Annotated in this window: 26 protein-coding genes; 18 read left to right on the top strand and 8 right to left on the bottom strand. The window is 68.3% G+C overall.

What is annotated here, in order from left to right:
• Position 1 precedes the first annotated feature (1 nt).
• The 3 genes from V6V88_RS12500 to V6V88_RS12490 form a co-directional block, all read right to left on the bottom strand.
• Positions 2 to 601, bottom strand: a complete 600-nt coding sequence (locus V6V88_RS12500) for an HD domain-containing phosphohydrolase (RefSeq protein WP_338619384.1) — start codon at positions 599 to 601, stop codon at positions 2 to 4.
• Between the two features lie 142 nt (positions 602 to 743).
• Positions 744 to 1,424 carry a type 1 glutamine amidotransferase domain-containing protein gene (locus V6V88_RS12495; protein ID WP_056317241.1) on the bottom strand — a complete coding sequence of 227 codons (681 nt, stop codon included), beginning with the start codon at positions 1,422 to 1,424 and terminating at the stop codon, positions 744 to 746.
• Positions 1,421 to 2,470 carry an NADP-dependent oxidoreductase gene (locus V6V88_RS12490; protein ID WP_338619383.1) on the bottom strand — a complete coding sequence of 350 codons (1,050 nt, stop codon included), beginning with the start codon at positions 2,468 to 2,470 and terminating at the stop codon, positions 1,421 to 1,423. Before V6V88_RS12490 ends, V6V88_RS12495 begins: the two co-directional genes overlap by 4 nt.
• A 162-nt stretch (positions 2,471 to 2,632) precedes the next feature.
• Here V6V88_RS12490 and V6V88_RS12485 point away from each other — a divergent pair, with 162 nt between their 5' ends.
• From V6V88_RS12485 to V6V88_RS12440, 10 genes are all read left to right on the top strand, one after another.
• Positions 2,633 to 3,412: a TetR family transcriptional regulator gene (locus V6V88_RS12485; protein WP_338619382.1), complete on the top strand. Its 780-nt coding sequence runs from the start codon at positions 2,633 to 2,635 to the stop codon at positions 3,410 to 3,412.
• Positions 3,413 to 3,414: 2 nt separating this feature from the next.
• Complete coding sequence (locus V6V88_RS12480; protein ID WP_338619380.1) at positions 3,415 to 4,368, top strand: HlyD family efflux transporter periplasmic adaptor subunit; 954 nt, start codon at positions 3,415 to 3,417, stop codon at positions 4,366 to 4,368.
• Complete coding sequence (locus V6V88_RS12475) at positions 4,365 to 5,312, top strand: ABC transporter ATP-binding protein (RefSeq protein WP_152384308.1); 948 nt, start codon at positions 4,365 to 4,367, stop codon at positions 5,310 to 5,312. The genes V6V88_RS12480 and V6V88_RS12475 overlap by 4 nt, the downstream gene beginning before the upstream one ends.
• Complete coding sequence (locus tag V6V88_RS12470; RefSeq protein ID WP_223575646.1) at positions 5,309 to 6,454, top strand: ABC transporter permease; 1,146 nt, start codon at positions 5,309 to 5,311, stop codon at positions 6,452 to 6,454. Before V6V88_RS12475 ends, V6V88_RS12470 begins: the two co-directional genes overlap by 4 nt.
• Before the next feature lie 4 nt (positions 6,455 to 6,458).
• Positions 6,459 to 7,925, top strand: a complete 1,467-nt coding sequence (locus V6V88_RS12465; protein WP_338619377.1) for an efflux transporter outer membrane subunit — start codon at positions 6,459 to 6,461, stop codon at positions 7,923 to 7,925.
• Between the two features lie 131 nt (positions 7,926 to 8,056).
• Complete coding sequence (locus V6V88_RS12460) at positions 8,057 to 8,782, top strand: DNA-binding response regulator (protein ID WP_338619376.1); 726 nt, start codon at positions 8,057 to 8,059, stop codon at positions 8,780 to 8,782.
• Between the two features lie 63 nt (positions 8,783 to 8,845).
• Positions 8,846 to 9,328 (top strand): YbaK/prolyl-tRNA synthetase associated domain-containing protein, encoded by a 483-nt coding sequence (locus V6V88_RS12455; RefSeq protein ID WP_338619375.1) that lies wholly within the window; start codon positions 8,846 to 8,848, stop codon positions 9,326 to 9,328.
• Between the two features lie 62 nt (positions 9,329 to 9,390).
• On the top strand, positions 9,391 to 11,328 hold the full coding sequence (locus V6V88_RS12450; RefSeq protein WP_338619374.1) for an FUSC family protein: 1,938 nt from the start codon (positions 9,391 to 9,393) through the stop codon (positions 11,326 to 11,328).
• A 3-nt stretch (positions 11,329 to 11,331) separates the two neighbouring features.
• Entirely contained in the window at positions 11,332 to 12,129 is a 798-nt protein-coding gene (locus V6V88_RS12445; protein ID WP_175235261.1) for an NRDE family protein, read from the top strand.
• Between the two features lie 128 nt (positions 12,130 to 12,257).
• Entirely contained in the window at positions 12,258 to 12,692 is a 435-nt protein-coding gene (locus V6V88_RS12440; protein ID WP_142055502.1) for a carboxypeptidase-like regulatory domain-containing protein, read from the top strand.
• 60 nt (positions 12,693 to 12,752) lie between these two features.
• Here the strand turns inward: V6V88_RS12440 and V6V88_RS12435 are convergent, their stop codons facing one another.
• Positions 12,753 to 13,127, bottom strand: coding sequence for an MAPEG family protein (locus tag V6V88_RS12435; protein WP_142055504.1), 375 nt, complete (start codon positions 13,125 to 13,127; stop codon positions 12,753 to 12,755).
• A gap of 162 nt (positions 13,128 to 13,289) precedes the next feature.
• Here V6V88_RS12435 and V6V88_RS12430 point away from each other — a divergent pair, with 162 nt between their 5' ends.
• Positions 13,290 to 14,126, top strand: a complete 837-nt coding sequence (locus V6V88_RS12430; RefSeq protein WP_255452510.1) for a CPBP family intramembrane glutamic endopeptidase — start codon at positions 13,290 to 13,292, stop codon at positions 14,124 to 14,126.
• Between the two features lie 3 nt (positions 14,127 to 14,129).
• Here V6V88_RS12430 and V6V88_RS12425 read toward each other — a convergent pair whose 3' ends face one another.
• The 4 genes from V6V88_RS12425 to arfB form a co-directional block, all read right to left on the bottom strand.
• Positions 14,130 to 15,185 carry an alkene reductase gene (locus V6V88_RS12425; RefSeq protein WP_056317203.1) on the bottom strand — a complete coding sequence of 352 codons (1,056 nt, stop codon included), beginning with the start codon at positions 15,183 to 15,185 and terminating at the stop codon, positions 14,130 to 14,132.
• A 51-nt stretch (positions 15,186 to 15,236) separates the two neighbouring features.
• Positions 15,237 to 15,584, bottom strand: a complete 348-nt coding sequence (locus V6V88_RS12420) for a helix-turn-helix transcriptional regulator (protein ID WP_062841511.1) — start codon at positions 15,582 to 15,584, stop codon at positions 15,237 to 15,239.
• 69 nt (positions 15,585 to 15,653) lie between these two features.
• The gene (locus V6V88_RS12415; RefSeq protein WP_062841512.1) at positions 15,654 to 16,346 is read right to left on the bottom strand and encodes a DUF2238 domain-containing protein; all 693 of its coding nucleotides are present in this window, start codon (positions 16,344 to 16,346) and stop codon (positions 15,654 to 15,656) included.
• An 8-nt stretch (positions 16,347 to 16,354) separates the two neighbouring features.
• Positions 16,355 to 16,771 carry an alternative ribosome rescue aminoacyl-tRNA hydrolase ArfB gene (gene arfB / locus V6V88_RS12410; RefSeq protein ID WP_062841513.1) on the bottom strand — a complete coding sequence of 139 codons (417 nt, stop codon included), beginning with the start codon at positions 16,769 to 16,771 and terminating at the stop codon, positions 16,355 to 16,357.
• Positions 16,772 to 16,982: 211 nt separating this feature from the next.
• Between arfB and queE the strand changes: the two genes are divergently transcribed.
• The 7 genes from queE (at position 16,983) to V6V88_RS12375 (ending at position 23,482) form a co-directional block, all read left to right on the top strand.
• Positions 16,983 to 17,615 carry a 7-carboxy-7-deazaguanine synthase gene (gene queE, locus V6V88_RS12405; RefSeq protein ID WP_062841514.1) on the top strand — a complete coding sequence of 211 codons (633 nt, stop codon included), beginning with the start codon at positions 16,983 to 16,985 and terminating at the stop codon, positions 17,613 to 17,615.
• Positions 17,616 to 17,643: 28 nt separating this feature from the next.
• A complete protein-coding gene (queD, locus tag V6V88_RS12400; protein WP_179689001.1) occupies positions 17,644 to 18,087 on the top strand; it encodes a 6-carboxytetrahydropterin synthase QueD in 444 nt (147 codons plus the stop codon).
• 256 nt (positions 18,088 to 18,343) lie between these two features.
• Positions 18,344 to 18,817 (top strand): MarR family transcriptional regulator, encoded by a 474-nt coding sequence (locus tag V6V88_RS12395; protein WP_062841515.1) that lies wholly within the window; start codon positions 18,344 to 18,346, stop codon positions 18,815 to 18,817.
• Positions 18,814 to 20,865, top strand: coding sequence for an FUSC family protein (locus tag V6V88_RS12390; RefSeq protein WP_338619368.1), 2,052 nt, complete (start codon positions 18,814 to 18,816; stop codon positions 20,863 to 20,865). The genes V6V88_RS12395 and V6V88_RS12390 overlap by 4 nt, the downstream gene beginning before the upstream one ends.
• Entirely contained in the window at positions 20,862 to 21,074 is a 213-nt protein-coding gene (locus tag V6V88_RS12385) for a DUF1656 domain-containing protein (protein WP_025140452.1), read from the top strand. The genes V6V88_RS12390 and V6V88_RS12385 overlap by 4 nt, the downstream gene beginning before the upstream one ends.
• Before the next feature lie 2 nt (positions 21,075 to 21,076).
• The gene (locus V6V88_RS12380; protein ID WP_128829468.1) at positions 21,077 to 21,991 is read left to right on the top strand and encodes an HlyD family secretion protein; all 915 of its coding nucleotides are present in this window, start codon (positions 21,077 to 21,079) and stop codon (positions 21,989 to 21,991) included.
• Positions 21,992 to 22,060: 69 nt separating this feature from the next.
• Entirely contained in the window at positions 22,061 to 23,482 is a 1,422-nt protein-coding gene (locus V6V88_RS12375) for an efflux transporter outer membrane subunit (RefSeq protein ID WP_338619363.1), read from the top strand.

The following is a 23,482-nucleotide window of genomic DNA, read 5'->3' as shown; positions in this document are numbered from 1 at the left end:
GCTACGGCACGCGCAGCGGGCTGCCCCCGATAATCGATTCGAAGACGCGCAGCAGGTCGGGATCGCATTTCGATCCCGCCTCCTGGTTCAGGATCCGCATGATCTGCGTGTGGGTGCGCGCCGGATGGTATGGCCGCGCATCGCCCAGCGCGTCGTAGGAATCGGCCACCGAAATGATGCGCGCATGCAGCGGAATGGCATGGCCCGACAGGCCATCCGGATAACCGGAGCCGTCGAAGTGTTCGTGGTGGTGCCGCACCGCCAGCGCAATGGCTTCGCGCTGCGGCATCGCGGTCTGCAGGATGATGAAGGCGCCCGCCGCGGCGTGCGCCTTCATGATTTCCCAGTCTTCCTTTTCCAGCCGATGCGGGCTATGCAGCACGCGGTCGGGCGTGCCGATCTTGCCCACGTCGTGCAGCCGTGCCGCCACGGAGACGACATCCAGCTCATCCTGCGGCAGCCCGCAGGCCCGGGCCAGCGCAACGCTTAGCGCAACCACCCTTTTGCAATGCCGGCCGGTGGCCGGGTCGCGCGCCTGCATGGCGGCGAAAAGCGCCGCTTCATAAGTTCCTGCTGGAAGATCGGGGACGTCGGGGGGCATTGGAAAGCACGCGCGCCGCAACAGCAAGACGGCGCGCTCAGTTCAGAAAGGCGGGATTCTGACACAATCCGCCACAATGCCGGGCCGCATCGCGCTGGCCTTGCGGCCCGGTCCGTGTCCTGCCCTGCGAGCCCGGCGGCGGTCAGTCCTTCAGGCGCTCCAGCAGCGCGCGCGCCACGCCCACCGACGAGCCGGGATTCTGCCCCGTGATGAGCAGGCCATCGCTGACCACGTGCGGCTGCCAGTCCGGCCCGCTGCTGTACAGCCCGCCCAGCTTCTTCAGTTCGTCCTCGACCAAAAACGGCACGACGTCGGTCAACTGCACGGCCGCTTCCTCCGCGTTGGAAAAGCCCGTGACCTGCCTGCCCTGCACCAGCGGCTTGCCGTCGGCGGTCTTGGCGTGGCGCAACACGCCGGGCGCATGGCACACGGCCGATACCGGCTTGCCGGCGGCCAGCATGGTTTCGATCAGCGCCACCGAATTGTTGTCTTCGGCCAGATCCCACAGCGGGCCGTGGCCGCCGGGATAGAAGACCGCGTCGTAGTCCGAGGCCTGCACCTCGGACAGCCGGCGCGTGGATGCCAGCACGCGCTGCGCGTCGCTGTCCTGCTTGAAGCGGCGCGTGTCGTCCGTCTGCGCGTCGGGATCGTCGCTCTTGGGATCGAGGGGCGGCTGGCCGCCCAGCGGCGAGGCCAGCGTGAGCTTGGCGCCGGCGTCCAGAAACGCGTAATACGGCGCCGCAAACTCTTCAAGCCAGAAGCCCGTCTTGCGTCCCGTGTTGCCCAGCGTGTCGTGGGAAGTCAGCACGATCAGGATGTTCATGTAGCGCTCCATTCGTCAGGGCCGACCCGCACAATGCGTTTGCCGGCATTTTCGCCCTTGAGCAGCCCGATCAGCCCGCGCGGGGCGTTCTCCAGGCCGTCGACCACGTCTTCACGATACTTGATGCGGCCTTGCTTGATGAGGTCCAGCATGGCGTCGCGGAATTCACCGTAGCGGTGCGCGTACTCATTGAAAATGATGAACCCCTGCATTTTCAGCCGCTTCGTCAGGATGGTGCGCATGAGCAGCGCAAGCCGGTCCGGGCCCTCGGGCTGGGTGGTCGCGTTATAGGCCGAGATCAGTCCGCAGACCGGCACGCGGGCGCGCGGGTTCAACAGCGGCAGCACGGCATCGAAGACCGCGCCGCCGACGTTTTCGAAATACACGTCGATGCCTTGGGGCACGGCCGCGGCAAGGCGGCCCGCCAGGTCCGGCTGCCGATGGTCCAGGCATTCGTCAAAGCCCAGCTCCTGGACCACGTAGCGGCACTTGTCCGGTCCGCCCGCAATGCCCACGACCTTGCAACCGTGGATCTTGGCGATCTGGCCCACCACCGCGCCCACCGCCCCGCTGGCCGCGGCCACGACGACGGTTTCGCCCGCCTTGGGCTGGCCGATGTCCAGCAGCCCCATGTAGCCGGTAAAGCCGGGCATGCCCAGCACGCCCAGCGACCAGGACGGGTTTTCGGGATTGGCGCCCAGGCGCAGCAGGCCCGCGCCGTCGGACACGGCGTAGTCCTGCCACCCGGTCTGCGCCAGCACCCATTCGCCGACCGGAAACTGCGGATTATTCGAGGCCTGAACGCGCGTGACGGTACCGCCGACCATCGGTTCGCCAATCTGCACGGGCTCGGCGTAGGACGGGGCATCGCTCATCCGGCCGCGCATGTAGGGGTCGAGCGACAGGTAGACCGTGCGCAGCAGCACCTGGCCCGGCCCCGGTTGGGGGACTTCGCCCGTTTCCAGGCGGAAGTCGGTATCAGCGGGCTCGCCGTGCGGCCGCGCGGCAAGCACGATACGGCGGTTGGTTGAAGCGGATTGGGGCATGGTGTGCGGCCTCCTTCATGGAGCCGGCCGGGCCTCGCTACACGCCCGGGCGGCGTGGTGGGGAACCGGACCATTACACCATCGCACGCCGCCGGCAGCCGCTGAAACCCTGATGATCGAACCCTCTTTTAATTAATTAATTCTTTAATTAGAATCTGCCGCATGGCTTCCGCATCCCCTCCTTCGCCCCCTCGCCGTCCCGGGCGTCCGCCGCGTCCGGACACCGCCACCGCGCGCGCCAATCTGCTGGATCTGGCCACGCAGCTGTTCGCCGCGCAGGGCGTGGCCGCCACCACGATCGCCAACATCGCGCAGCGCGCGGGCGTCACGCCGGCGATGCTGCATTACTACTTCAAGAGCCGCGACCAATTGATCGACGCCGTGGTGCTGGAGCGGATCGTGCCCGTCATCGGCTATGTCTGGGCGCCCGTGCCGCTTGAGCCGGGTGGAGCCGCCGGTGGCCCGGCTGCTGATGGCCCACCTGCTGACGGCACGCCCGCGGCTCCCCTGCCCGATCCGGCGTCGGCGGCGCGAGGCTTCATCACGCAAATCGTGGGCCGCGTGGTCCAGAGCGCGACTGATAAGCCCTGGCTGCCGTCGCTGTGGATGCACGAAGTCGTCAACGAAGGCGGCCAGCTGCGCGATCGCGTGCTGCGCCATCTGCCCTCGGACCGGCTTCAGGCATTCGCTGGCCTGATTGCCGAATGCCAGCGGCGCGGCGCCATCACGCCGGGCGTGGAACCGCGCCTGGTGTTCCTGTCCATTCTGGGCATGACGCTGCTGCCGCTGGCAACGTCGAATTTATGGCGCCGCATCTGGCAGAACGACCCGGTGGCGCAGACCATCGACAACGAAGCGATCGCGCGCCACGCGATCGCCATGCTGACCGGCGGCCTCTTTGCGCCAACCACGCCGCCAACCTCCTCGTCTTCAGGACGCTGACCATGCGCACCCTCCGCCTTCTGCCCGCTTCCCTGGCCTTGCTGACGCTTTTCGGCTGCGGCAACAACGACCAGGCCTTCTATCAGGGCTACGTGGAGGGCGACTACGTCTATGTGGCCTCGTCCGAGCCGGGGCGCCTGGACACGCTGGCGGTGCGGCGCGGCCAGCAGGTCGACGCCAACCAGCCGCTCTACACACTGGACGCCACGCGCGAAGCCGCCGCGCGCGATCAGGCCCAGGCCGAGCTTTCGGCGGCGCGCGCCCAGCTGGAGGACATCGCCACCGGAAAGCGGCCCCCCGAAGTCGACGTCAGCCTGGCGCAATTGGCGCAGGCGCAGGCGGCAAGCCGGCGGTCCGCCGCGCAGCTTGCCCGCGACAATGCGCAATTCCGCATCGGCGGCATTCCGCGTTCGCAGCTGGACGATAGCCGCGAGCAGGCGCAGTCGGACGCGGCGCGCGTGCGCGAACTGCAGGCGCAAGTCGAGGTGAACCGGCTGCCGGGCCGCGACGACGCGCGGCGCGCGCAGGCCTCGCAAGTGGAGGCGGCCGACGCCGCGCTGGCGCAAGCCGAATGGACGCTGGCCCAGAAGCAGCTGGCCGCGCCGTCCGCGGGCCGGGTGTTCGACACGATGTACCGGGTGGGCGAATGGGTGCCCGCCGGCAGCCCGGTCGTCAGCCTGCTGCCGCCCGGCAACATCAAGGTGCGCTTTTTTGTGCCGGAGACGGTCGTCGGGTCGCTGAAGATCGGGCAACAGGCCACGCTGCGCTGCGATGGCTGCGGCGATCCGATACCCGCGCGCATCGATTACGTATCGGATCAGGCCGAATACACCCCGCCCGTGATCTACAGCCGCGAAAGCCGCAGCAAGCTCGTGTACATGGTGGAAGCGCGCCCCGCTGCCGACGTGGCGGCGCGGCTGCATCCGGGCCAGCCGGTGGAGGCCACCCTGCCATGAGCGCCCCCGGCTCCGCCACCAACGTCATCGACGTTCACGGCCTGAACAAGCACTTCGGCAACAAGCACGTCGTGAATGACGTGACGCTACAGGTGCGCGAGGGCGAAATCTTCGGCTTCCTGGGCCCCAACGGCAGCGGCAAGACAACCTGCATCCGCCTCATGTGCGGCCTGCTCACGCCGGATTCGGGCAGCGGCACCTGCCTGGGCTACGACATCCTGCGCGACAGCGCCCAGATCAAGCGCAACGTGGGCTACATGACGCAGAAGTTCTCGTACTGGGAAGACCTGACCATCCGCGAGAACCTGGATTTCGTGGCGCGCATGTACGGCATGGACCAGCGCAAGGAGGCCGTGGACCGCGCGCTGCAGGATCTGGGGCTGCAAAGCCGCGCGGGGCAGTTGACGGGATCCTTGTCCGGCGGCTGGAAGCAGCGGCTGGCGCTGGCCGCCTGCCTGCTGCACCAGCCAAGGCTGCTGCTGCTGGACGAGCCCACCGCCGGCGTGGACCCGACGGCCCGGCGCGATTTCTGGGAGCAGCTGCATGAACTGGCGGCGCGCGGCATCTCGGTGCTGGTCAGCACCCACTACATGGACGAGGCCGAACGCTGCCACAAGCTGGCCTACATTTCGTACGGCAAGCTGCTCACGCAGGGCACCGCCGACGAAGTCATCGCCGAACAGGACCTGACCACCTGGGCAATCCACGGCGCCAACCTGGTTCCGCTCGGCCAGCAGTTGCGCGGCGCGCCCGGCGTTGACCAGACGGTCGCGTTCGGGTCGGCGCTGCATGTCAGCGGCAAGGACGCGGCGCAGCTGGAAAGCACGCTGCGCGCGGCCATCGCGGGCCAGAACCTGCGGCTGGAACGCGTGGACACCAGCCTGGAAGACGTCTTCATCTACCTGATGAACCGGTCCACCGACAACTTTGCGAGCCAGCCATGACCGCGCGCCTGAACGGTTTTTCGTGGTCGCGCTGGTGGAGCATGGTGCTCAAGGAATTCCTGCAGCTGCGCCGCGACCGCATCACCTTCGGCATGATCGTCGGCCTGCCCATCATGCAGCTGGCGCTCTTCGGGTACGCCATCAATACCGACCCGCGCCAGATGCCCACCGCCATCATCGCCTCTGACCACAGCCCGTTCACGCGCAGCTTCATCGCGGCGATGCGTTCGTCGGACTACTTTCACATCGTCGAGGAACTGGACACCGAGGAAGCGGGACGCGCCGCCCTGGCGCAGGGCCGCGTGCTGTTCGTCGTGACCATTCCGCCCGACTTCACCCGCAGCCTGTTGCGCGGCGAACGCCCCGCCCTGCTGATCGAGGCGGACGCCACCGACCCCATGGCCACCGGCATGGCGCTGGGCGCGGCCACCCAGCTCACCCAGGCGGTCGCGCAGAAGGATCTGACCGGGCCGCTGGCAAGCCTGGCGGGCGGCCAGCCGCCCTTCGACGTGCGCATCCACCAGCTCTACAACGAAGAACAGATCTCGCAATACAACACGGTGCCGGGGTTGATGGGCGTGATCCTGACCATGACGCTGGTGATGATGACCGGGCTGGCGATGACCCGCGAGCGAGAACGCGGCACCATGGAAAACCTGCTGGCGATGCCGGTGCGGCCGATCGAGGTGATGACCGGCAAGATCGTGCCCTACATCGCCATCGGTCTCATCCAGGCCACCATCATTCTCGCGGCGGCGCATTTCGTGTTCCACGTGCCCGTCATGGGCAGCCTGCTGTCCGTCTACCTGGCCGCGCTGCTCTTCGTCGCGGCCAACCTGACGGTCGGGATCACGCTGTCGTCCCTGGCGCAGAACCAGCTTCAGGCCATGCAGCTGACCATGTTCTATTTCCTGCCGAACATGCTGCTGTCCGGCTTCATGTTTCCGTTCCAGGGCATGCCGCTGTGGGCGCAGCACCTGGGCAACCTGCTGCCGCTGACATACTTCAACCGGCTGATCCGCGGCATCCTGCTCAAGGGCAACGGCTGGTGGGACCTGTGGCCCAACATCTGGCCGCTGATGCTGTTCACCGTCATCGTGATGACCGCCGCCGTGAAGTTCTACCGCCGCACCCTGGATTGATCCCATGCTCCGCGCCCGCTACCTGCCCGCTTCCCGCCCCCTGGCCATCTCGGCGCTCTGCGCCTTGTTGACCGCCTGCGCGGTCGGTCCCGACTTCGACAAGCCGGCCGCGCCCGCCGTGTCGTCCTATACGCCCGGACAAGACGCGCTGCCGCCGGGACAGCAACGCCTGCAGGCGGGCGCCGACATCCCCGGGCAGTGGTGGCGGTTGTTTCAGTCGGAGCCGCTGGACCGGCTGGTGCGCCAGGCGCTCGACGCCAGCCCCACGCTGGATGAGGCGCGCGCGCGGTTGCGGCAAGCGCAGGAAGACCTGGCCGCCGACACCGGCGGGCGCATGCTGCCCGCAGTGGACGGCAACCTGTCGGCAGCTCGCAAGAAGGTGGATCCGGCGGCCTATGGCGTGCCGGTCGCCGAGCCGCCCCCGCCCTTCACGCTCTACAACGCCTCCATCGACGTGTCCTACACCCTGGACGTGTTCGGCGCCAACCGCCGCGCGCTGGAAAGCCTGGCCGCGCAAGTCGATTACCAAGCCCACGAACTGCAGGCGGCACGCATGTCGCTGGCGGCCAACGTCGTCACCGCCGCCATCCGCCAGGCGGACCTGGCCGAGCGGGTGGCGGCCACGCGCGATCTGCTGGCCGCGCAGGTGAACCAGCAGGACATCATGCAGAAACGGCTGGAGGCGGGCGGCATCGCCCTGGCCGACCTGCGCAACCAGGAGCTGCTGGTCGCGCAGACGCGCGCCACCCTGCCGCCGCTGGAATACCAGCTGGCACAGGTGACCCATCAGCTTGCGACCTACCTGGGCATGCCGCCCGCCAGTCTGCAGTCGCCCCCGCTGCGCCTGGCGGACCTGACGCTGCCGCCGGATGTGCCCACGGGCGTGCCCTCGGCACTGACGCGCCAGCGGCCCGACATCCTGGCCGCCGAAGCCCTGTGGCACAAGGCATCGGCCGACGTGGGCGTGGCCACGGCCAACCTGTATCCGCAGTTCACGCTGACCGCCAGCTTCGGTTCCCAGCGCACGGGCGCGAACGAGCTGGCCAATGGCGTGAATGTCTGGAATCTTGGCCTGGGCCTTGTCCAGCCGCTCTTTCACGGCGGCGAGCTGCGCGCGCGCAAGCGCTCGGCCGAAGCCGCGTATGACGCGGCCGCCGCGGCCTACCGCCAGACCGTGCTGGATGGTTTGCGCCAGGTGGCCGATGCGCTGCGGGCGCTACAGACGGACGGCGAGGCCTTCGCGGCCTATGACGACGCCTGGCGCCGCGCGGCCGACGCCGGCCGCATCGCCGCGGGCCGCTACCAGGCCGGCGGCATCAGCCACCTGAGCCTGCTGGACAGCCAGCGGCAGGTGTTACAGACGCGGATTTCGCGCATCGAGGCCGACGCGGCGCGCTACACCGACACGGCCGCCTTGTTACAAGCGCTGGGCGGCGGATGGTGGAATGAGGCGGTTGCCGCCGTTCCGTGAGCCGCCAAAAGGCGATTGCCGCGCCCATGGCCGAGAATTCGGGTAGGAAAGTGTCGTTGAGCGCTTTTTGGAAAGCGGTGTAACCGTTGCATCATGCCTGTGCTCAAGCTGCATGATGTTCACACCGATTCATGAATGACCTATTAGACCTGATCGTCTTCGCTCCCGACGCCGGCCAGCGCGTGCGCCGCAGCGAGGAACTGGCCGAAATGGGGTTCTCGCCGCGTCCTTGCGAAGACTCCAACGGACTGTTCCGCCTGTTCCAGGCCCGCCGCACCCCGCTGCTCGTGATGCAAGCCGAATTTACCGATCTCTGCATGGCCGTCGCAGGTCTGCGCGCCATGGACACCACCGCCGGCATCGTCGCCATTTCCGCCTTCGACACCCCCGAGAACCGCATCCTGGGCCTGCACTGCGGCGCCGACGCCTGCTTTTCGCCCGACGTCGCCACGGGCGAGATCGCGGCCGCCCTGCAGGCGCTTGTGCGCCGCGTGCCCACCGCCGCCGGCCGCCGCGCCCCCGAGGCCGAGCCGCGCCCGGCCATGGCCGCGGCGCCCGCCGAACCGACCGGCAAGTGGCAATTCCTGGACGCGGCCTGGACGCTCGTCAGCCCCCACGGCACGCGCCTGGCGCTGACCCAGGCCGAACGCGACTTCCTGCTCAAGCTGACCGGCTCGCCCGACAAGCGCATGCCGCGCGGCGACCCGCCGGGCATCGATCCGCATTCCGGCCGCGAATCCGTCCGCCGCACGGACGTCGTTGTCAGCCGCCTGCGGCGCAAGGCCCAGGACGTCGACGTGGAATTGCCCATCCGTACAGTGTGGGGCTGGGGCTACGCATTCACCGGGGAAATCTAGCGCGCCGCGGGCGTATGATTTCGCGTACAAGGCCGACCCCCGGCCGCTTCTGCCCCGAGTCCCATGGAAGTCTTCGAACGCCTGCAAGCCCTGCTCATCCAGAACCAGGCCCGTTACCGCCTGCTTGAACATGCCGCGGGCGGGCGTTCCGTCGAGGTCGCCGCCATTCGCGGTACCGAGGTCAGCCAGGGCGCGAAGGCGCTGGTCTGCCGCGTAAAGATCTCTTCCAACCTGCGCAAGAACGTGCTGGCCGTCTTTCCCGCGGACAAGCAGGCCGACCTTGACGCCATTGCGCGGGCGGCCGGCGGCAAGAAGGCTTCGCTCGCGTCGCAGGACCTGGCGCGCGAATTGACCGGCTGCGAGATCGGCGCGATTCCGCCCTTCAGTTTCAATCCGGACCTGACGCTGCTGGTGGACCCCAGCCTGCGCGAACGCCACGCCGAAATCGTGTTCAACGCGGGACGCCTGGACGCGTCCATCCTGCTGAACACCGACGACTACTTCCGCCTGGCCGCGCCTGAAGTGGCGCCGCTCATCAAGGCCTGACAGCCGCCCATGAGGCCACCTTGTCCCGCCCATCCATAAGCCGCCTCGCGCACGCCTCGAACATGCGTTGGCTGATGAGCCTGGCGCACATGGAGCCGTCGCCGGTGAATCCGTGGGTGATGCTGCGCGCCGCGCTGGCCATCGGCCTGCCGACGGCGGTGGGCATGGCGCTTGACCAGGGCGCGGCGGCCGCGCTGGTGGCGCTGGGCGCGCTGCCCGCCATCACGGGCGACAACGGCGGCCCCTACCGCAACCGGGCGCTTTCGATCGGGTCCACGGTGCTCGGCGGCGCCTTGGGCTACCTGCTGGGCAACCTGATCGCCGGGCACGGCCTGTGGACCTCCGCGGCCATGATGGTGCTGGTCCTGGCGGCCAGCCTGGTCGGCACCTTCAACAACATCGCCGCCGTCGCCACGCTGCAATTTGCCACCTACGTCATCGTCGGCTCCAGCTTGACGTCCACGCTGCCCGCGTGGATGCCGCCGGTGCTGGTCGGCGCGGGCGGGCTGTTCGGCCTGGCGCTGACGCTGTCCGGGTGGGTGGTGAACCCCATCGCGCCGGAGCGGGCCGCGGTGGCGCAGGCCTACCGCAAGCTGGCGGCGATGTTCGCGGCGATCGGCACTTCCCGGGTCATGGCCGCGCGCCGCGACATGGAAGCGGCCATGACCGCCGCCTATGACACCGTGCTGGCCGCGCGTGGCCGGTCGGCCGGTCCGACGCCGCGGCTGGCCCGCCTGGCCGCGCAGTTGCAGGCCTGCACGCCGCTCACCAATGCCGCGTTGACGCTGGCGCGCGCCGGCCGGGTATTGCCGCCCGAGTGCGCCCGCGTCATGAACCTCGTGGCCGACCGGGTCGAAAACGACGCCGTACCGGACGCGCGCGACGACATTGCCGCCCTGCGCCGGGCCGGCATGCCGCAACTGGCCGAGGCGCTGGAGCAGGTGCAACTGTTGCTGAACGGCGCCCGCGCCGCGCAGCCCGACGCCTTCGCGACGCTTCAGCCCGCGCCCGCGCGTACGCCTTGGCGCGTGCTGGTCCGCACGTACCGGCCCGGGCCGACGACGGTGCGGTATCTCGTGCGTCTGGGGCTGTGCCTGCTTGCCGCCGAGGCTGTCGCCCTGGCGGCCGCGCTGCCGCGGTCCTACTGGGTGCCGCTCGTCGTCGTGGTGGTGTTCAAGCCCAACTTCGGCTCGGTGTTCGCGCGCGCCCTGCAAAGCTGCGCGGGCAGCGTGGTGGGCGTCGGCATCAGCGCCACCGTCCTCGCGCTGGATCGGGGCGGCCTTGCCAGCCTGCTGACGGTTGCCGCGCTGGCCGCGCTGCTGCCGTGGTCGATTCGGCGCAACTATGGCTTGTTTTCGGCCATCATGCTGCCCATCCTCATGCTGCTGATCGGCGCGCTGCAACCGGGAAGCTGGGCCATTGCGCTGGCTCGGCTGGTGGACGTTGGCGTCGCGGCGGCCATCGTATTGCTGGTGGGCTATCTGCCCTGGATCCGGATCGAACGCAGCAATCTGGACCATGCCGTGTCCTCGGCCACGTTCACGCTGGCGGCGTACCTGAACACGGTCTTTCAGGCCGATCCCGACAAGCGGCACGACCTGCGCGCCCGCGCCTACTCGCGCCTGTCGGACCTGCGCATCGCCCTGCAGCGCGGGCTGTCCGAGCCCCGGCTGGTCAGCCGCCGCGCGCTGGCCTGGTGGCCGGTCGAAGTGGCGCTGGAACGCGTGGCCAACGCCATCTCGGACACGGCCTGGTCGCTGCCCGACGGCCAGGCCGCGCCGCCCGCCGCCGAGGTCGCCCAACTGGCCGCCGCCCTGGATCGCATTGCCGCCTCCGTCGAACAGGGCCTGCCCGTGCCTGGCGATGCGATCTCGACGCCCGCGCCCGCGCTGCGCGACGTCGCCGCGCAGATCGAAGCCTTGCGCGCCACGCTGGCCGGACCCGACTTCACCGCCGCGCCCGGCCGCCCTGCCAATCCCTCCCCCCTTCATCAGGTCTGAATCATGTGTCTTGCCGTACTGGCCCTGCACTTCTTGCCCGGCATCCCCGTCCTGATCGCCGCGAACCGCGACGAGTTCCACGCGCGTCCCACCCTGCCCGCCGCGCAATGGCCGGACGCCCCGAACCTCTACGCCGGGCGCGACGGCCAGGCGGGCGGCACGTGGATGGGCGCGACGACCGAGGGGCGCTACGCGCTGGTCACCAACTTTCGCGAGCCCGGCCGGCATCTGGACGACGCGCCGTCGCGCGGCGCGCTGGTCGAGGACTTTCTGCGCGGCGCCATGACGCCGCAGGCGTATTTGGAAACGGTGCATGGCGTGGACCAGGCATATAACGGCTTCAACCTGATCGTGGGCGACGCCCGCCAGGCGTGGTACCTGAGCAACCGCGACGGCGGGCCGCGCGCGTTGGCCCCCGGCGTCTATGCCCTGTCCAATCACCTGCTGGACACGCCTTGGCCCAAGCTGGCGCGAACCAAGGCCGCGTTCACCGCCGTGCTGCACCACCAGCCGCAGCCGGACCTGCCCGCGCTGTTCGCCGCGCTCGCCGACCGCAGCCCGGCAGACGAAGCAGACCTGCCCGCCACCGGCCTGCCGCCGGACCGCGAACGCCTGCTGAGCAGCCCGTTCATCGTCAGCCCGACGTACGGCACGCGCAGCTCCAGCGTGATGGCGCTGCATGGCGACGGTGCCGGGCAGCTGGAGGAACGGCGCTTCGCGCCGGATGGCTCGGTCAGCGGCGTGAGCCAGCTGACGTTTAGCTGGCGGCAGGCCGGCGGCGTCTCCGCACGCGGCGCCTGATACAAACGGTTGATTTCCGAGGCGGACGGACGCGAACTCGCCTTGCGCGGTCAAGTCGAATCGTTGCAAGCTACCGCCGGGGGCAGCCACAACGCGCTGCCCCGCCGGTTTTCCTGCAGGAGAATTCCATGAACAAACGTTTTGAACGCTGCACGATGGCCGCCGCCATGGCCCTGGGCAGCATGGCCATTGCAGGCGTCCTGTCCACCGCCCAGGCAGGCATGCCGCCCGTGCAGCACCAGGGCACGGTGGAGTACGTCAGCGGCGGCATCGGCATCGACGAATCGGAAGCCATGAAGGCCGCGTCCAGCAGCTATCCGCTGGCGCTGACCTTTGCCGCCCAACGCGGCGGCAAGGCAGATTACGTGGCCGACGTGACCGTCGCCATTCGGGACGCCCAAGGCAAGGCCGTGCTGCAGACCACGTCGCAAGGCCCCTACATGCTGGTGAAGCTGCCTGCGGGCAGCTACAAGATATCGGCCACGTACGACGGCCAGGCGCAGGACCGTGAGGTCACGGTGCAAGGCACGGGCACCGCGCGCGCCATGTTCGAGTGGAAGTGATGCCGGGCAGCCGCGGCGCGTAACGCCGCGGCCAGTCTCATTGGGTCGTGCGCCGCAGGCTCAGACGCCCGAGAACAGAATTGCGATCACGAACCCCACGCCCGCCGCCCAGACCAGCGAGCGCAGCGCGCCCCAGTTCGCCAGGTACATCGCCAGGTATCCCAGCCGCGTGCCCAGCCAGCACGCCATCAGCGTGGCAACGTGCGCGGGCGGGGCCTGGTTGTACAGCGCGAACAACACCGCGGCGTAGAAAAACGGCAGCGCTTCGAATGTGTTGACCTGCGCGGCATTGGCCCGCGCCCGCCACCCTTCCTGCCGCGCCAGCCACGCGCGCGGATCGTTGTTGTCGAACTTCTTGCCGCCTGCCTTGGCGATGATCGTGCACACGAACGGCAGCAGCGCCGCGGCCAGCATCAACCACGCGATTGTCTTCATTCCAGACTCCATTGCTGGCGGCGCCATGTCCGCCTGATATGCGGGGCATGTGCCGCCGCTGCCGCATGGTCGCCTGAAATCACCGGCAAGGCAAAGCCGGCGCGGGCCCGCGCGTACACTCAGGCCTTCGCGATAGCCTCCCACCCGCCGATGCCGCACGTCATGCCGTGGTTTGCCCTGTTCCTGGCCGCCGCCCTCTTGTGGCCGCCTGGCACGCGCCGCTGGGCGCTAGCCCCCCTGGCGGTGGCGTGGGCTTGGGCATTGGCCGACGGCGTCGTCGATCCCGTGGCGCTGGCGGGGCCGGCACTGCTGCTTGCAGCGGCCGCGCTGGTGCGCGCCAGCGCGGGGCCGGTATCGCGCGCGGCCGGTCATGCGCTCTTCGTGGTCGTGGCCGTGCTGCTCTTTGCCCATCTGTTGCCCGGTTTTCACAACCTGCGCGTCATTGCGCCCGCGCCGCTCACGCCAGACGCGGTGCCGTTCGGCATGTACCTGAATATGGACAAGCCGCTCGTGGGGTTCTGGGTGGTGCTGGTGTTGGCCCCGCCGATGGCCGCGGCGCATGCGCGGCTGACCTTGCAGGCGGCGTTGCTGGCGTGCGCGGGCGCAGTGACGGCCTGCCTGGGCTTGGCGCTGGCGTTGGGGGTGGCGGGATGGGCGCCCAAGTGGCCCGCGTCCGGCTGGATCTGGCTGCTGAACAACGCCCTGCTCGTCACGCTGGCCGAAGAGGCGTTGTTTCGAGGATATGTGCAGGAGCGTCTGACGCAATGGTGGCGCCATCATCCGTGGGGCGCCTGGGCGGCGCTGGCCGTGGCGGCCGCGCTGTTCGGGCTGGCGCACTACGCCGGCGGGTGGCAGTGGATGCTGCTGGCGGCGCTGGCGGGGGTGGGATACGGCGTGGCCTACCGCTACGGCGGCCTGGCCGCCGCCGTGCTGGCGCATCTGGGGCTGAACGCGGCGCACTTCGGATGGTTTACCTATCCGATGCGCGCCGCGCTTTGAACATCAGGCCGCCATTGCCGGGTAGTCGGTATAGCCTTCCGGGCCCGAGGCGTAGAACGTGGCCGGGTTCGGCGTGTTGAGCGGCGCATTTTGCTGCAGACGCTCGGCCAGATCAGGCGTGGCGATGTACGGCACGCCAAACGCCACGGCATCGGCACGGCCGGCTGCCACGGCGGCCTCGGCGGTTTCGCGCGTGTAGCCTTCGTTGGCGATGAATACGCCGCCGAACTCGGCTTTCATCATCGGCGCCAGGCTGTCCGGACCTTCGTGTTCACGGGCACACAGGAAGGCGATGCCGCGCTTGCCCAGTTCACGCGCCACATAGCCGAACAGGCCGGGCAGATCCGAATCGCCCATGTCGTGGGCGTCCGCGCGCGGCGACAGATGCACGCCGACGCGGCCCGCGCCCCAGACCGCCACGCAGGCGTCGACCACTTCGAGCAGCAGGCGCGCGCGGTTTTCAATGGAGCCGCCGTACTGGTCGGTGCGATGGTTGGTGCTGTCCTGCAGGAACTGGTCCAGCAGGTAGCCGTTGGCGGCATGCACTTCGACGCCGTCGAAGCCCGCTTCCATCGCCATCTGCGCGCCGTGGCGGTAAGCCTCGACCACGCCGGGGATCTCCGCGGTTTCGAGGGCGCGCGGCGTCACGTAGGCGCGCTTGGGACGGACATGGCTGACATGGCCCTTGGCCGCGATGGCGCTGGGTGCGACCGGCAGTTCGCCGTCCAGGAACATCGGGTCGGAAATGCGCCCCACGTGCCAGAGCTGCGCGACGATCACGCTGCCCTTGTCGTGCACCGCGGACGTCACCTTGCGCCAGCCCTTGACCTGTTCGGGCGACCACAGCCCCGGCGTATCCGCATAGCCGACGCCCTGCGGCGTGACCGCGGTGGCTTCCGTGAGGATCATGCCGGCCCCGGCGCGCTGGGTGTAGTACTCGACCATCAGGTCATTGGGCACGCGGCCGGCGCTGGCGCGCTGTCGGGTCAGCGGCGCCATCACGACGCGGTTGCGCAGCGTCAGGTCGCCGACTTTCAGCGGTTCAAACAACGGGTTCATGAAACATCCTTTCGTCCCGGCAATGGGGCGCTTGCGGGTATGGCAGACGGGCTACATATCCTGGTTCAACTGCCGCAGAAACGCGGCAATCACGGGTTCATTGCGACGAAAAAAGACCCATTGCCCCACCTTGGTCGCCGAAATCAGGCCGGCGCGCTGCAGCACGGCCAGATGCGACGACACCGTCGACTGGGACAGTCCGCAGCGATCATCGATATGGCCCGCGCACACCCCGTGTTCAAAGGTGTGGCCCGGGCGCTCCTCGAAATGGGCGTGCGGCGTCTTCAGCCAGGTCAGGATGTCGCGGCGGACCGGATTGGCGAGCGCCTTGAGAATGGCGTCTGCGTCGATCGCGGGTTGCGTGGCGTCCTGCCCGGTGCGTGAGGAAGTTGCGGTCATATTGGTATATCGCAATTTATCGAATCATATATCGGGTTTAACCGATATATCGTCATGCCCCTATGGACTTCAAGGATTTTCGGCGGGCCGCCGGCGTTCGGGCTTCAGGCTGTCTGCCCAGTCACGCGCGACGTCGCGCCGCGCTTTCCGGTTGACCAGGGCGGTGATGGCCATGGCGATGACCGCGCCCAGCGCCGCCAGCGCCATGTCCTTCTGCGCATCCCAGATATCGCCCTGCGTCCCCAGATAAGCCGCGCCCAGGTCGCCGCCAAAGAACTCGGCAGCGCCCCACTCGATCAGTTCGTAGAGGGCCGAGGTCGACAGCGTGACGTCCATCGGCAGGAAGTACGCCCAGAACCCGCGCACTTCGGCCACGCGCAGAAAGATCTCGCGGATCGGGTAAGCGAGCAGCAGGCCGTACGAGAAATGCACGACGCGGTCAAAGTTGTTGCGTTCCCAGCCCAAGAGGCTGTTGAGCGTGCGCCCGGTCAAGGCACGCCACCACTCGTCGTACGGGACCAGGGAATACGTATAGTGCGCCCCGATCGTATGCAGGCACAGAAACAGGAAGATCAACGTGTACGACACGCGCGAGAACACAAATGCGTGCCGCGTGGCAAAAAGCACGATGCCCAGGCCCAGCACCAGCGCATTTTCCAGCGCCCAGGCCGAGCGGTCGTGCGGATCGATGGCCAGCGCCGCCCAGATGACGGCAAACACCCCAGCCAGGGAAAGCAGGTAACGGCGGCGTGCGTCGATCATGGCGGCCGCTAATCGCCCTGCACCCGGCCGCGCAGCCGCTTGACCTCGCCGTGCAGCACCTTGCGCTGCACGCGGCGGCGCTGCGAGGCGCGCGTCGGCTTGGTGGCGCGGCGCGGCTTGTCCACCCGGATGGCCGACCGCACCATGCCCACCAGGCGCTCGATGGCCTCGGCGCGGTTCTTTTCCTGGCTGCGGAACGACTGCGATTTGATGACGATCACGCCTTCCTTGGAGATGCGGTGGTCGTTCAGCGCGCACACGGCATCCTGCACCTCGAGCGGCAGGCGGGAAGCGCGCACATCGAAGCGCAGGTGGACGGCGCTGGAGACCTTGTTGACATTCTGCCCGCCGGCGCCCTGCGCGCGGATCATGGTGAAAGTCAGGTCGCGCTCGTCGATGAATAGCGAGTCTTGGACGTGAAACATAGGCGGCAAGTCTACAGGGCCGGCAGGCTTCGCGCAGCAGGCACGGAGAACGGCGCGCATGCGGATCCCGCGATTTTCCGGGCGCGGCGCACCCGCCTGTCAACGGCGGCGAACCCGCGTGGCGCAGGGTCTTTCGGCGGATATCGGCCGCGCCAAGTAAAATGATGCGCTTTTGCTCGAATCCGGGGCGGTCAGCCGCCCGCATCCCCCCATGACTTACTCCGCCAAAGAAATCTTCAAGACCTTGCAAGGCGAAGGCGCCCATGCAGGCCGCGCGGCGGTATTTTGCCGGTTCGCGGGCTGTAATCTGTGGTCCGGCCGCGAAAGCGACCGCGCCAGCGCCGCCTGCACCTTCTGCGACACCGACTTCATCGGCACCGACGGCGACGGCGGCGGCAAATTCGCCACGGCGGATCTGCTGGCCGACGCCATCGCCGCGGCCTGGGGCCCCGGCGCCGACAACCGCTACGTGGTCTTCACGGGCGGCGAACCGCTGCTTCAACTGGACACGCCGCTGCTGGACGCCATCCACGCCCGCGGGTTCACCGTCGCCATCGAAACCAACGGCACGATCAAGCCGCCCGCCGGCGTGGACTGGATCTGCGTCAGCCCCAAGGGCACGGCCCCGGTCGTGGTCGAACGCGGCAACGAGCTCAAGCTGGTCTACCCGCAACTGAACGCCCTGCCCGGCGCCTTCGCGCACCTGGATTTCGAGCACTTTTTCCTGCAACCGATGGACGGTCCGGCGCGCGCAGCCAACACCGAGCAGGCCGTCCAGTACTGTATGCAGCATCCGCAATGGCGGCTCAGCCTGCAAACCCACAAATACATAGGCATTCCATGATTTACCCCCACGCCTCGCGGAGCGCACGATGATTTCCGTGACCCGCAGGCTCGAGTTCGACGCCGGCCACCGCATTCCCGACCACCGCAGCCAGTGCCGCAACCTGCACGGCCACCGTTATGTGCTGGAAATCACCCTGACGGGCGACGTGGTGCAGGCGCCCGGCGAGTCCGACAACGGCATGGTCATGGACTTCTCCGAGATCAAGCACATCGCCAAGACCCACATCGTGGACGTCTGGGATCACGCGTTCCTGGTCTACGAAGGCGATACCGCCGTGCGCGGCTTCCTGGACACGCTGCCCGGGCACAAGACCGTCGTGCTGGACCGCATCCCCACGGCCGAAAACCTGGCCACCATCGTGTTTGAAACGCTGGCGCCGCATTACCACGGCCACTACGGCGCCGAACTGCGCCTGACGCGCGTGCGTCTGTACGAAACGCCGAACTGCTGGGCCGACTGCAACGGTTGATCCCTGAGGGGGGTGGACGGGTGTGGGAGCTTCATGCGGTGTCTGACACCCGCTGAGAAAATCCTCGCATCGGAACGGCGTTTCCGGGGTGTCAGACACCGGACTGTCGTCGAATGACGCGTCAAGACAGCGCCTTGCGCCCCCAGTTTTCCACCTCTGGAAAACCGCCCCGCTATTTTCCCAATTGAGAAAATCTATCGAGATAGTCGCCATTTTCAATCATTAGTAAGCTAATAGATAGGATACAATCGATTCCATGCTTACTCCTTCCGACTCCCAGCTCATGGCCACCACCGCCAACCTGATGGTGCTGTCGCGCGCCTATCGCGGCGCTGCCGACAAGGCGCTTGCCGACTACGGACTCTCCCAGGCAACCGCGTGGCCCGTCATCCTGGCCGGCCGACTTGGCGACGGTGTTCGCCAAGGCGCGCTGGCCGAAGCTTTGGGCGTTGAAGGCCCCTCTCTCGTGCGCGTGCTGGACCAACTGGTGGCCGCCGGCCTGATGGAACGCCGCGAAGATCCCCACGACCGCCGCGCACGCACCCTGCATCTGACCGACGCCGGCCATGCGCTGCGCGCGCAGGTCGAAGAGGTGCTGGTCGAACTGCGCCGCCGCGTCTTCCAAGGTGTCAGCGAATCGGATCTGGAGGCCTGCCTGCGCGTCTTCGACGCCTTGAAGGTGTCGCTGGGCCGAAGCGGCGCCGGCGCGCAAGAGGACGCGCGGCCATGAAACTGCCGAACGTCCGCGAAACCCTCTTCTCGCTCAAGAGCTACCTGAGCGCCATCATGGCGCTCTATCTGGCTTACAGCATTGGTTTGCCGCGTCCGTTCTGGGCGATGACCACCGCCTATGTCGTGGCCCAGCCGTGGTCAGGCGCGGTGCGTTCCAAGGCCCTGTACCGCCTGATCGGCACCTTCGCCGGGTCGGCGGCCACCGTCTACATGGTGCCGCGCCTGTCGAACTCGCCCGTCGTCATGACCGGCGCAATGGTGCTGTGGGTGGGCGCCTGCCTGTACATGTCGGTACTGGACCGCACGCCGCGGTCCTATCTGTTCATGCTGGCCGGCTACACCGCCGCCATGATCGGCTTTCCCAGCGTCACCGACCCGTCCCAGGTCTTTGACACGGCGCTCGCCCGCGTCGAGGAAATCAGTCTGGGCATCGTGTGCGCCACGCTGATCCACAGCATCGTCCTGCCCCGCGGCCTGGCGCCCGCGCTGACGCTGCAACTGGACAAGGCCGTGCGCGATGCACGCAACTGGATGCACGACACGCTGAGCGGCAAGACCGCCGAACAGCGCGACAAGGACCGCCGCGTGCTGGCCAACGACATCACGCAATTGCGCCTGCTGTCCACCCACGTTCCCTTTGACACCAGCAACCTGCGCTGGACCGCGGGCGCCGTGCGCGCCATGCAGGACCAGATCGCGGCGTTGACGCCGGCCATGTCCGCCGTCGAAGACCGCATGCGCGCCTTGCAGGCAAACGGCCAGACGCTGCCCGAACCGGTGCAGGCGCTGCTGGCCGATATTTCGGAATGGATCAATGCCGGCGCGCAGGCCTCGCACGAAACCGCCGTCCAACTGCGCGCCGCCGTCACCCGGCTGACGCCCGGGATCGACAGCCGCTCGACCTGGCGCGACGTGCTGCTGGCCAGCCTGATGACCCGCCTGCGCGAGCTGATCGACACGTACGACGAATGCCTTGCCCTGCGCCGCGACATCCGTGCGGGCTTGCAGGGCGCGCCGGTGCGCACCCCGCGCACGGCCCGCGATCCCAATGCCGCGCTGCATCGCGACCACGGGATGGCGCTGCTGTCGGCGCTGGCCGCCGGCCTGGCCATTTCGGTGTGCTGCCTTTTCTGGATCGGCACGGCATGGAGCAACGGCGCCACCGCCGCGCTGATGGCCGCGATCTTCAGCTGCTTTTTCGCTTCGCAGGACAATCCCGTGCCCGGCATCATGCAGTTCCTGACCTACACGGTGTATTCGATTCCGCTGTCGGCGCTGTATCTGCTGGGCATCATGCCGGCCATTCATTCCTTCGAGATGCTGGCGCTGTCCATGCTGCCGACCGCGTTCGTGCTGGGCGTCTTCATTGCCCGCCCGGCCAGCACCGGCAAGGCCATGGCCATGCTGTTCGGATTCCTGGGCACGATGGCGCTGCAAGACACCCACACGGCCGACGTCGTGTCCTTCATCGACACGCAGGTCGCGCAGTGCATCGGCGTGGCCACCGCCGCGATCATCGCCGCCATCTTCCGCACGGTCAGCGCCGACTGGAGCGCGCGCCGCATCCAGGCCGCCAACTGGAAAGAGCTGGCGACGCTGGCCAGCGCGCCCCGCGCGCCGTCGCGCCACACCTATGCCGCCCGCATGCTGGACCGCATCGGCCTTTTGCAGCCGCGCTTGGCGCTGGCCAAGCGGCCCGACGACCTGGTGGCCGCCGATGCGCTGAAAGACTTGCGCGTGGGCCGCGACATCACCGAACTGCAGCGGGCGCGCCGCCATCTGCCGATGGCCGAATCCACGATCCAGCCGGTGCTCGACAGCCTGGCGCAGTTTTTCCGGCTGCGTTCGTCGGGGCGCACGCAAGACAAGACAACCGAGTTCCTGGCGCAGATCGATCGCGCGCTCTGCAGCGTGGCCGCCACGCCGCAGGGGCCCCACGCGCGCGACCGCGCCGTGGTGGCGCTGGTCGGCATCCGCCGCGCCTTCTTTCCCAACGCGCCCGACTTCCAACCCGCCCATCCCACGCTGGAGGGCCACGCATCATGATCGGCGAATTCAATCTCTACGGCATTTACTTCCCCTGGCTGCTCGTGCTGGGCGTCGTCACCCTGGGCGTGGCCTGGGCGGTGCGGCGCGTGCTGGCGCGCGCCGGGCTGTATCGCCTGGTGTGGCACCCCGCGCTCTTTGACCTGGCGCTCTTCGTGGTGCTGCTGTACGGCGTCTCCCTCATTTCCCCTTATTTTCTTCAGAGATAGGTATGAAACTCCCCAATGCCCTTCGCCCTGCTGCTATCGGCAAGTTCGCAGTGACGGCTGTTGTCGTCGCCGCCGCCGCTTACGCCGGCTGGCAGCTTTGGGATCACTATGAAGTCGAGCCCTGGACGCGCGATGGCCGCGTCAAGGCCTATGTGGTGCAGGTGGCGCCCGACGTGTCCGGCCTGGTGACAAGCGTGCCCGTGCACGACAACCAGGACGTGAAGGCCGGCGACCTGCTGTTCGAGATCGACCGCGCCCGCTTCCAGCTGGCGTACGACCAGGCCCAGGCCTCGGTGCGTTCGCAGCAGGTTGCGCACGACCAGGCGCTGCGCGACGCTAAGCGCAACCGCTCGCTGGGTCAGCTTGTCGCGGCCGAAGCGGTGGAACAGAGCCAGACCAAGGTGCAGCAGACCGAAGCCGCGCTCGCCCAGGCGCAGGTGCAACTGAACACTGCCCGCCTGAACCTCGCGCGTAGCCGCGTCGTGGCTGCCAGCGATGGCCGCATCACCAACCTGGACCTGCGCGCCGGTTCGTACGCCACGGCCGGTCACGGCGTGATGGCGCTGGTTGACGCCGGGTCGTTCTACGTCGAAGGCTACTTCGAGGAAACCAAGCTGCCCGGCATCCACGAAGGCGATCCCGTCACCGTGACGCTGATGGGCGAATCGCGCCACATTCGCGGCCATGTGGAAAGCATTGCCATGGGCATCGCGGACCGCGACCGCAGCACCGGCGCGAACCTGCTTCCCAACGTGAACCCGACCTTCAACTGGGTCCGCCTCGCGCAGCGCATTCCGGTGCGCGTGAAGATCGACGACGTGCCCGAGGGCGTACGGCTGGTCGCCGGCCAGACCGCCACCGTCTCGGTCGACGACCGCCCGCCCCAGGCCGCGGCCGCCGCGCCTCACGCTTCCTGACGAGCGGCCCGCACCGCCCTGCTTTCCGAAAACCCTTGAATCCCTTATCGACGCCAAGCCGTACCTGCCATGAAAACCAGATTTCTCCTTCCGCTGACGCTGGCCCTCGCGCTGGCCGGATGCGCCGCCGTGGGCCCCGACTACCAGGTGCCGCGCGAGGCCGTGTCCCAGCGGCCGAGCGCGCAATCCTCCTTCGTGCAAGCGCAGGAAGACGTGTACCGGCAAGAGGCGGTTCCTGGCCACTGGTGGCGTCTGTACAACGACCCGGTGCTGGACGGCCTGGTCGAAAAAGCCCTGGCCGCAAACACCGACTTGCGCGTGGCCAGCGCCAACCTTGAACGCGCCCAGGCCGCGGTGCAGGAAACGAAGGCCCAGCAGCAGCCAACGATCGGCGTGAATGCCTCGCCCACGTTCGGCCACGTCTCCGGTTTGCAGGAGCTTCAGCCCGGCATCGATCCGCCCAACCGCTGGTCCTACTCCACCGGCGCCAGCGTGTCGTATCAACTGGACCTGTTCGGCCAGATCCGCCGCGCCGTGGAAGCCTCTACTGACGACGCGCAGGCCGCGCAGGCCGCGTACGACGCCACCCGCGTGACGGTCGCAGCCGAGACCGCGCGCGCCTACGCCAACTTGTGCGCGGCGGGCATGCAGCTGGCCTCGGCGCAGCATTCCGTGCAGGTGCAGCGCGAATCGGTCGACGCCGTCAGCCGCCTGCAGCGTGCCGGTCGGGGCACCACGCTTGACGTCACGCGGGCGCGCAGCCAGCTTGAACAATTGCAGGCCAACCTGCCGCCGTTCCAGGCCCAGCAGCGCACGGCCCTGTATCGCCTGGCCGCGCTGACCGGCCAGACGCCCGGCGAGATCTCGCCCACGCTGCTGCAATGCGCCAGCGCGCCCAAGCTGACCGAAACCATCCCGGTGGGCGATGGCGCGCAGTTGCTGCGCCGTCGTCCCGACATCCGCCAGGCGGAACGCACCCTGGCCGCCTCCACGGCCCGTATCGGGGTCGCCACGGCCGACCTTTATCCCAAGATCACGCTGGGCCTGTCCGCCGCATCGGGTGGTCCGGCCGCCATGTTTGGCGACCGCGGCACTTTCAGCTGGAGCGTGGGCCCGCTGATCTCCTGGACGGTGCCCAACACGGGCGCCGCGCAAGCGCGCATCGCCGAGGCCCAGGCCAACACCAAGGCCGCCGCCGCCCGCTTTGACGCGACCGTGCTCAATGCCTTGCGCGAAACCGAAAGCGCGCTGGTCGTCTACGCCCGCCAACTGGACCGCGAGACCGCCCTTCGCGCGGCCCGCGACCAGAGCGCGCAAGCGGCTTCGCAGGCGCGGCGCCTGTTCCAGTACGGCAAGACGGACTACCTGACCGTGCTGGACGCCGAGCGCACACTGGCCAGCAATGAAAGTGCGCTGGCGGCCTCGCAGGCGGAACTCTCCAGCGACCAGATCGCGGTGTTTCTGGCGTTGGGCGGAGGCTGGGAGCCGTAA

The sequence above is a fragment of the Achromobacter sp. E1 genome (assembly GCF_037039475.1).
In the GTDB taxonomy this organism is placed as follows: domain Bacteria; phylum Pseudomonadota; class Gammaproteobacteria; order Burkholderiales; family Burkholderiaceae_B; genus Achromobacter; species Achromobacter mucicolens.
This window is presented reverse-complemented; position numbering and strand designations above follow the sequence as displayed.

What these genes read in the sequence shown, in the direction of transcription:
- V6V88_RS12500 (WP_338619384.1), bottom strand. Translation starts at nt 601, where the DNA reads ATGCCCCCCGACGTCCCCGATCTTCCAGCAGGAACTTATGAAGCGGCG.
- V6V88_RS12495 (WP_056317241.1), bottom strand. Translation starts at nt 1,424, where the DNA reads ATGAACATCCTGATCGTGCTGACTTCCCACGACACGCTGGGCAACACG.
- V6V88_RS12490 (WP_338619383.1), bottom strand. Translation starts at nt 2,470, where the DNA reads ATGCCCCAATCCGCTTCAACCAACCGCCGTATCGTGCTTGCCGCGCGG.
- V6V88_RS12485 (WP_338619382.1), top strand. Translation starts at nt 2,633, where the DNA reads ATGGCTTCCGCATCCCCTCCTTCGCCCCCTCGCCGTCCCGGGCGTCCG.
- V6V88_RS12480 (WP_338619380.1), top strand. Translation starts at nt 3,415, where the DNA reads ATGCGCACCCTCCGCCTTCTGCCCGCTTCCCTGGCCTTGCTGACGCTT.
- V6V88_RS12475 (WP_152384308.1), top strand. Translation starts at nt 4,365, where the DNA reads ATGAGCGCCCCCGGCTCCGCCACCAACGTCATCGACGTTCACGGCCTG.
- V6V88_RS12470 (WP_223575646.1), top strand. Translation starts at nt 5,309, where the DNA reads ATGACCGCGCGCCTGAACGGTTTTTCGTGGTCGCGCTGGTGGAGCATG.
- V6V88_RS12465 (WP_338619377.1), top strand. Translation starts at nt 6,459, where the DNA reads ATGCTCCGCGCCCGCTACCTGCCCGCTTCCCGCCCCCTGGCCATCTCG.
- V6V88_RS12460 (WP_338619376.1), top strand. Translation starts at nt 8,057, where the DNA reads ATGAATGACCTATTAGACCTGATCGTCTTCGCTCCCGACGCCGGCCAG.
- V6V88_RS12455 (WP_338619375.1), top strand. Translation starts at nt 8,846, where the DNA reads ATGGAAGTCTTCGAACGCCTGCAAGCCCTGCTCATCCAGAACCAGGCC.
- V6V88_RS12450 (WP_338619374.1), top strand. Translation starts at nt 9,391, where the DNA reads ATGCGTTGGCTGATGAGCCTGGCGCACATGGAGCCGTCGCCGGTGAAT.
- V6V88_RS12445 (WP_175235261.1), top strand. Translation starts at nt 11,332, where the DNA reads ATGTGTCTTGCCGTACTGGCCCTGCACTTCTTGCCCGGCATCCCCGTC.
- V6V88_RS12440 (WP_142055502.1), top strand. Translation starts at nt 12,258, where the DNA reads ATGAACAAACGTTTTGAACGCTGCACGATGGCCGCCGCCATGGCCCTG.
- V6V88_RS12435 (WP_142055504.1), bottom strand. Translation starts at nt 13,127, where the DNA reads ATGAAGACAATCGCGTGGTTGATGCTGGCCGCGGCGCTGCTGCCGTTC.
- V6V88_RS12430 (WP_255452510.1), top strand. Translation starts at nt 13,290, where the DNA reads ATGCCGTGGTTTGCCCTGTTCCTGGCCGCCGCCCTCTTGTGGCCGCCT.
- V6V88_RS12425 (WP_056317203.1), bottom strand. Translation starts at nt 15,185, where the DNA reads ATGAACCCGTTGTTTGAACCGCTGAAAGTCGGCGACCTGACGCTGCGC.
- V6V88_RS12420 (WP_062841511.1), bottom strand. Translation starts at nt 15,584, where the DNA reads ATGACCGCAACTTCCTCACGCACCGGGCAGGACGCCACGCAACCCGCG.
- V6V88_RS12415 (WP_062841512.1), bottom strand. Translation starts at nt 16,346, where the DNA reads ATGATCGACGCACGCCGCCGTTACCTGCTTTCCCTGGCTGGGGTGTTT.
- arfB (WP_062841513.1), bottom strand. Translation starts at nt 16,771, where the DNA reads ATGTTTCACGTCCAAGACTCGCTATTCATCGACGAGCGCGACCTGACT.
- queE (WP_062841514.1), top strand. Translation starts at nt 16,983, where the DNA reads ATGACTTACTCCGCCAAAGAAATCTTCAAGACCTTGCAAGGCGAAGGC.
- queD (WP_179689001.1), top strand. Translation starts at nt 17,644, where the DNA reads ATGATTTCCGTGACCCGCAGGCTCGAGTTCGACGCCGGCCACCGCATT.
- V6V88_RS12395 (WP_062841515.1), top strand. Translation starts at nt 18,344, where the DNA reads ATGCTTACTCCTTCCGACTCCCAGCTCATGGCCACCACCGCCAACCTG.
- V6V88_RS12390 (WP_338619368.1), top strand. Translation starts at nt 18,814, where the DNA reads ATGAAACTGCCGAACGTCCGCGAAACCCTCTTCTCGCTCAAGAGCTAC.
- V6V88_RS12385 (WP_025140452.1), top strand. Translation starts at nt 20,862, where the DNA reads ATGATCGGCGAATTCAATCTCTACGGCATTTACTTCCCCTGGCTGCTC.
- V6V88_RS12380 (WP_128829468.1), top strand. Translation starts at nt 21,077, where the DNA reads ATGAAACTCCCCAATGCCCTTCGCCCTGCTGCTATCGGCAAGTTCGCA.
- V6V88_RS12375 (WP_338619363.1), top strand. Translation starts at nt 22,061, where the DNA reads ATGAAAACCAGATTTCTCCTTCCGCTGACGCTGGCCCTCGCGCTGGCC.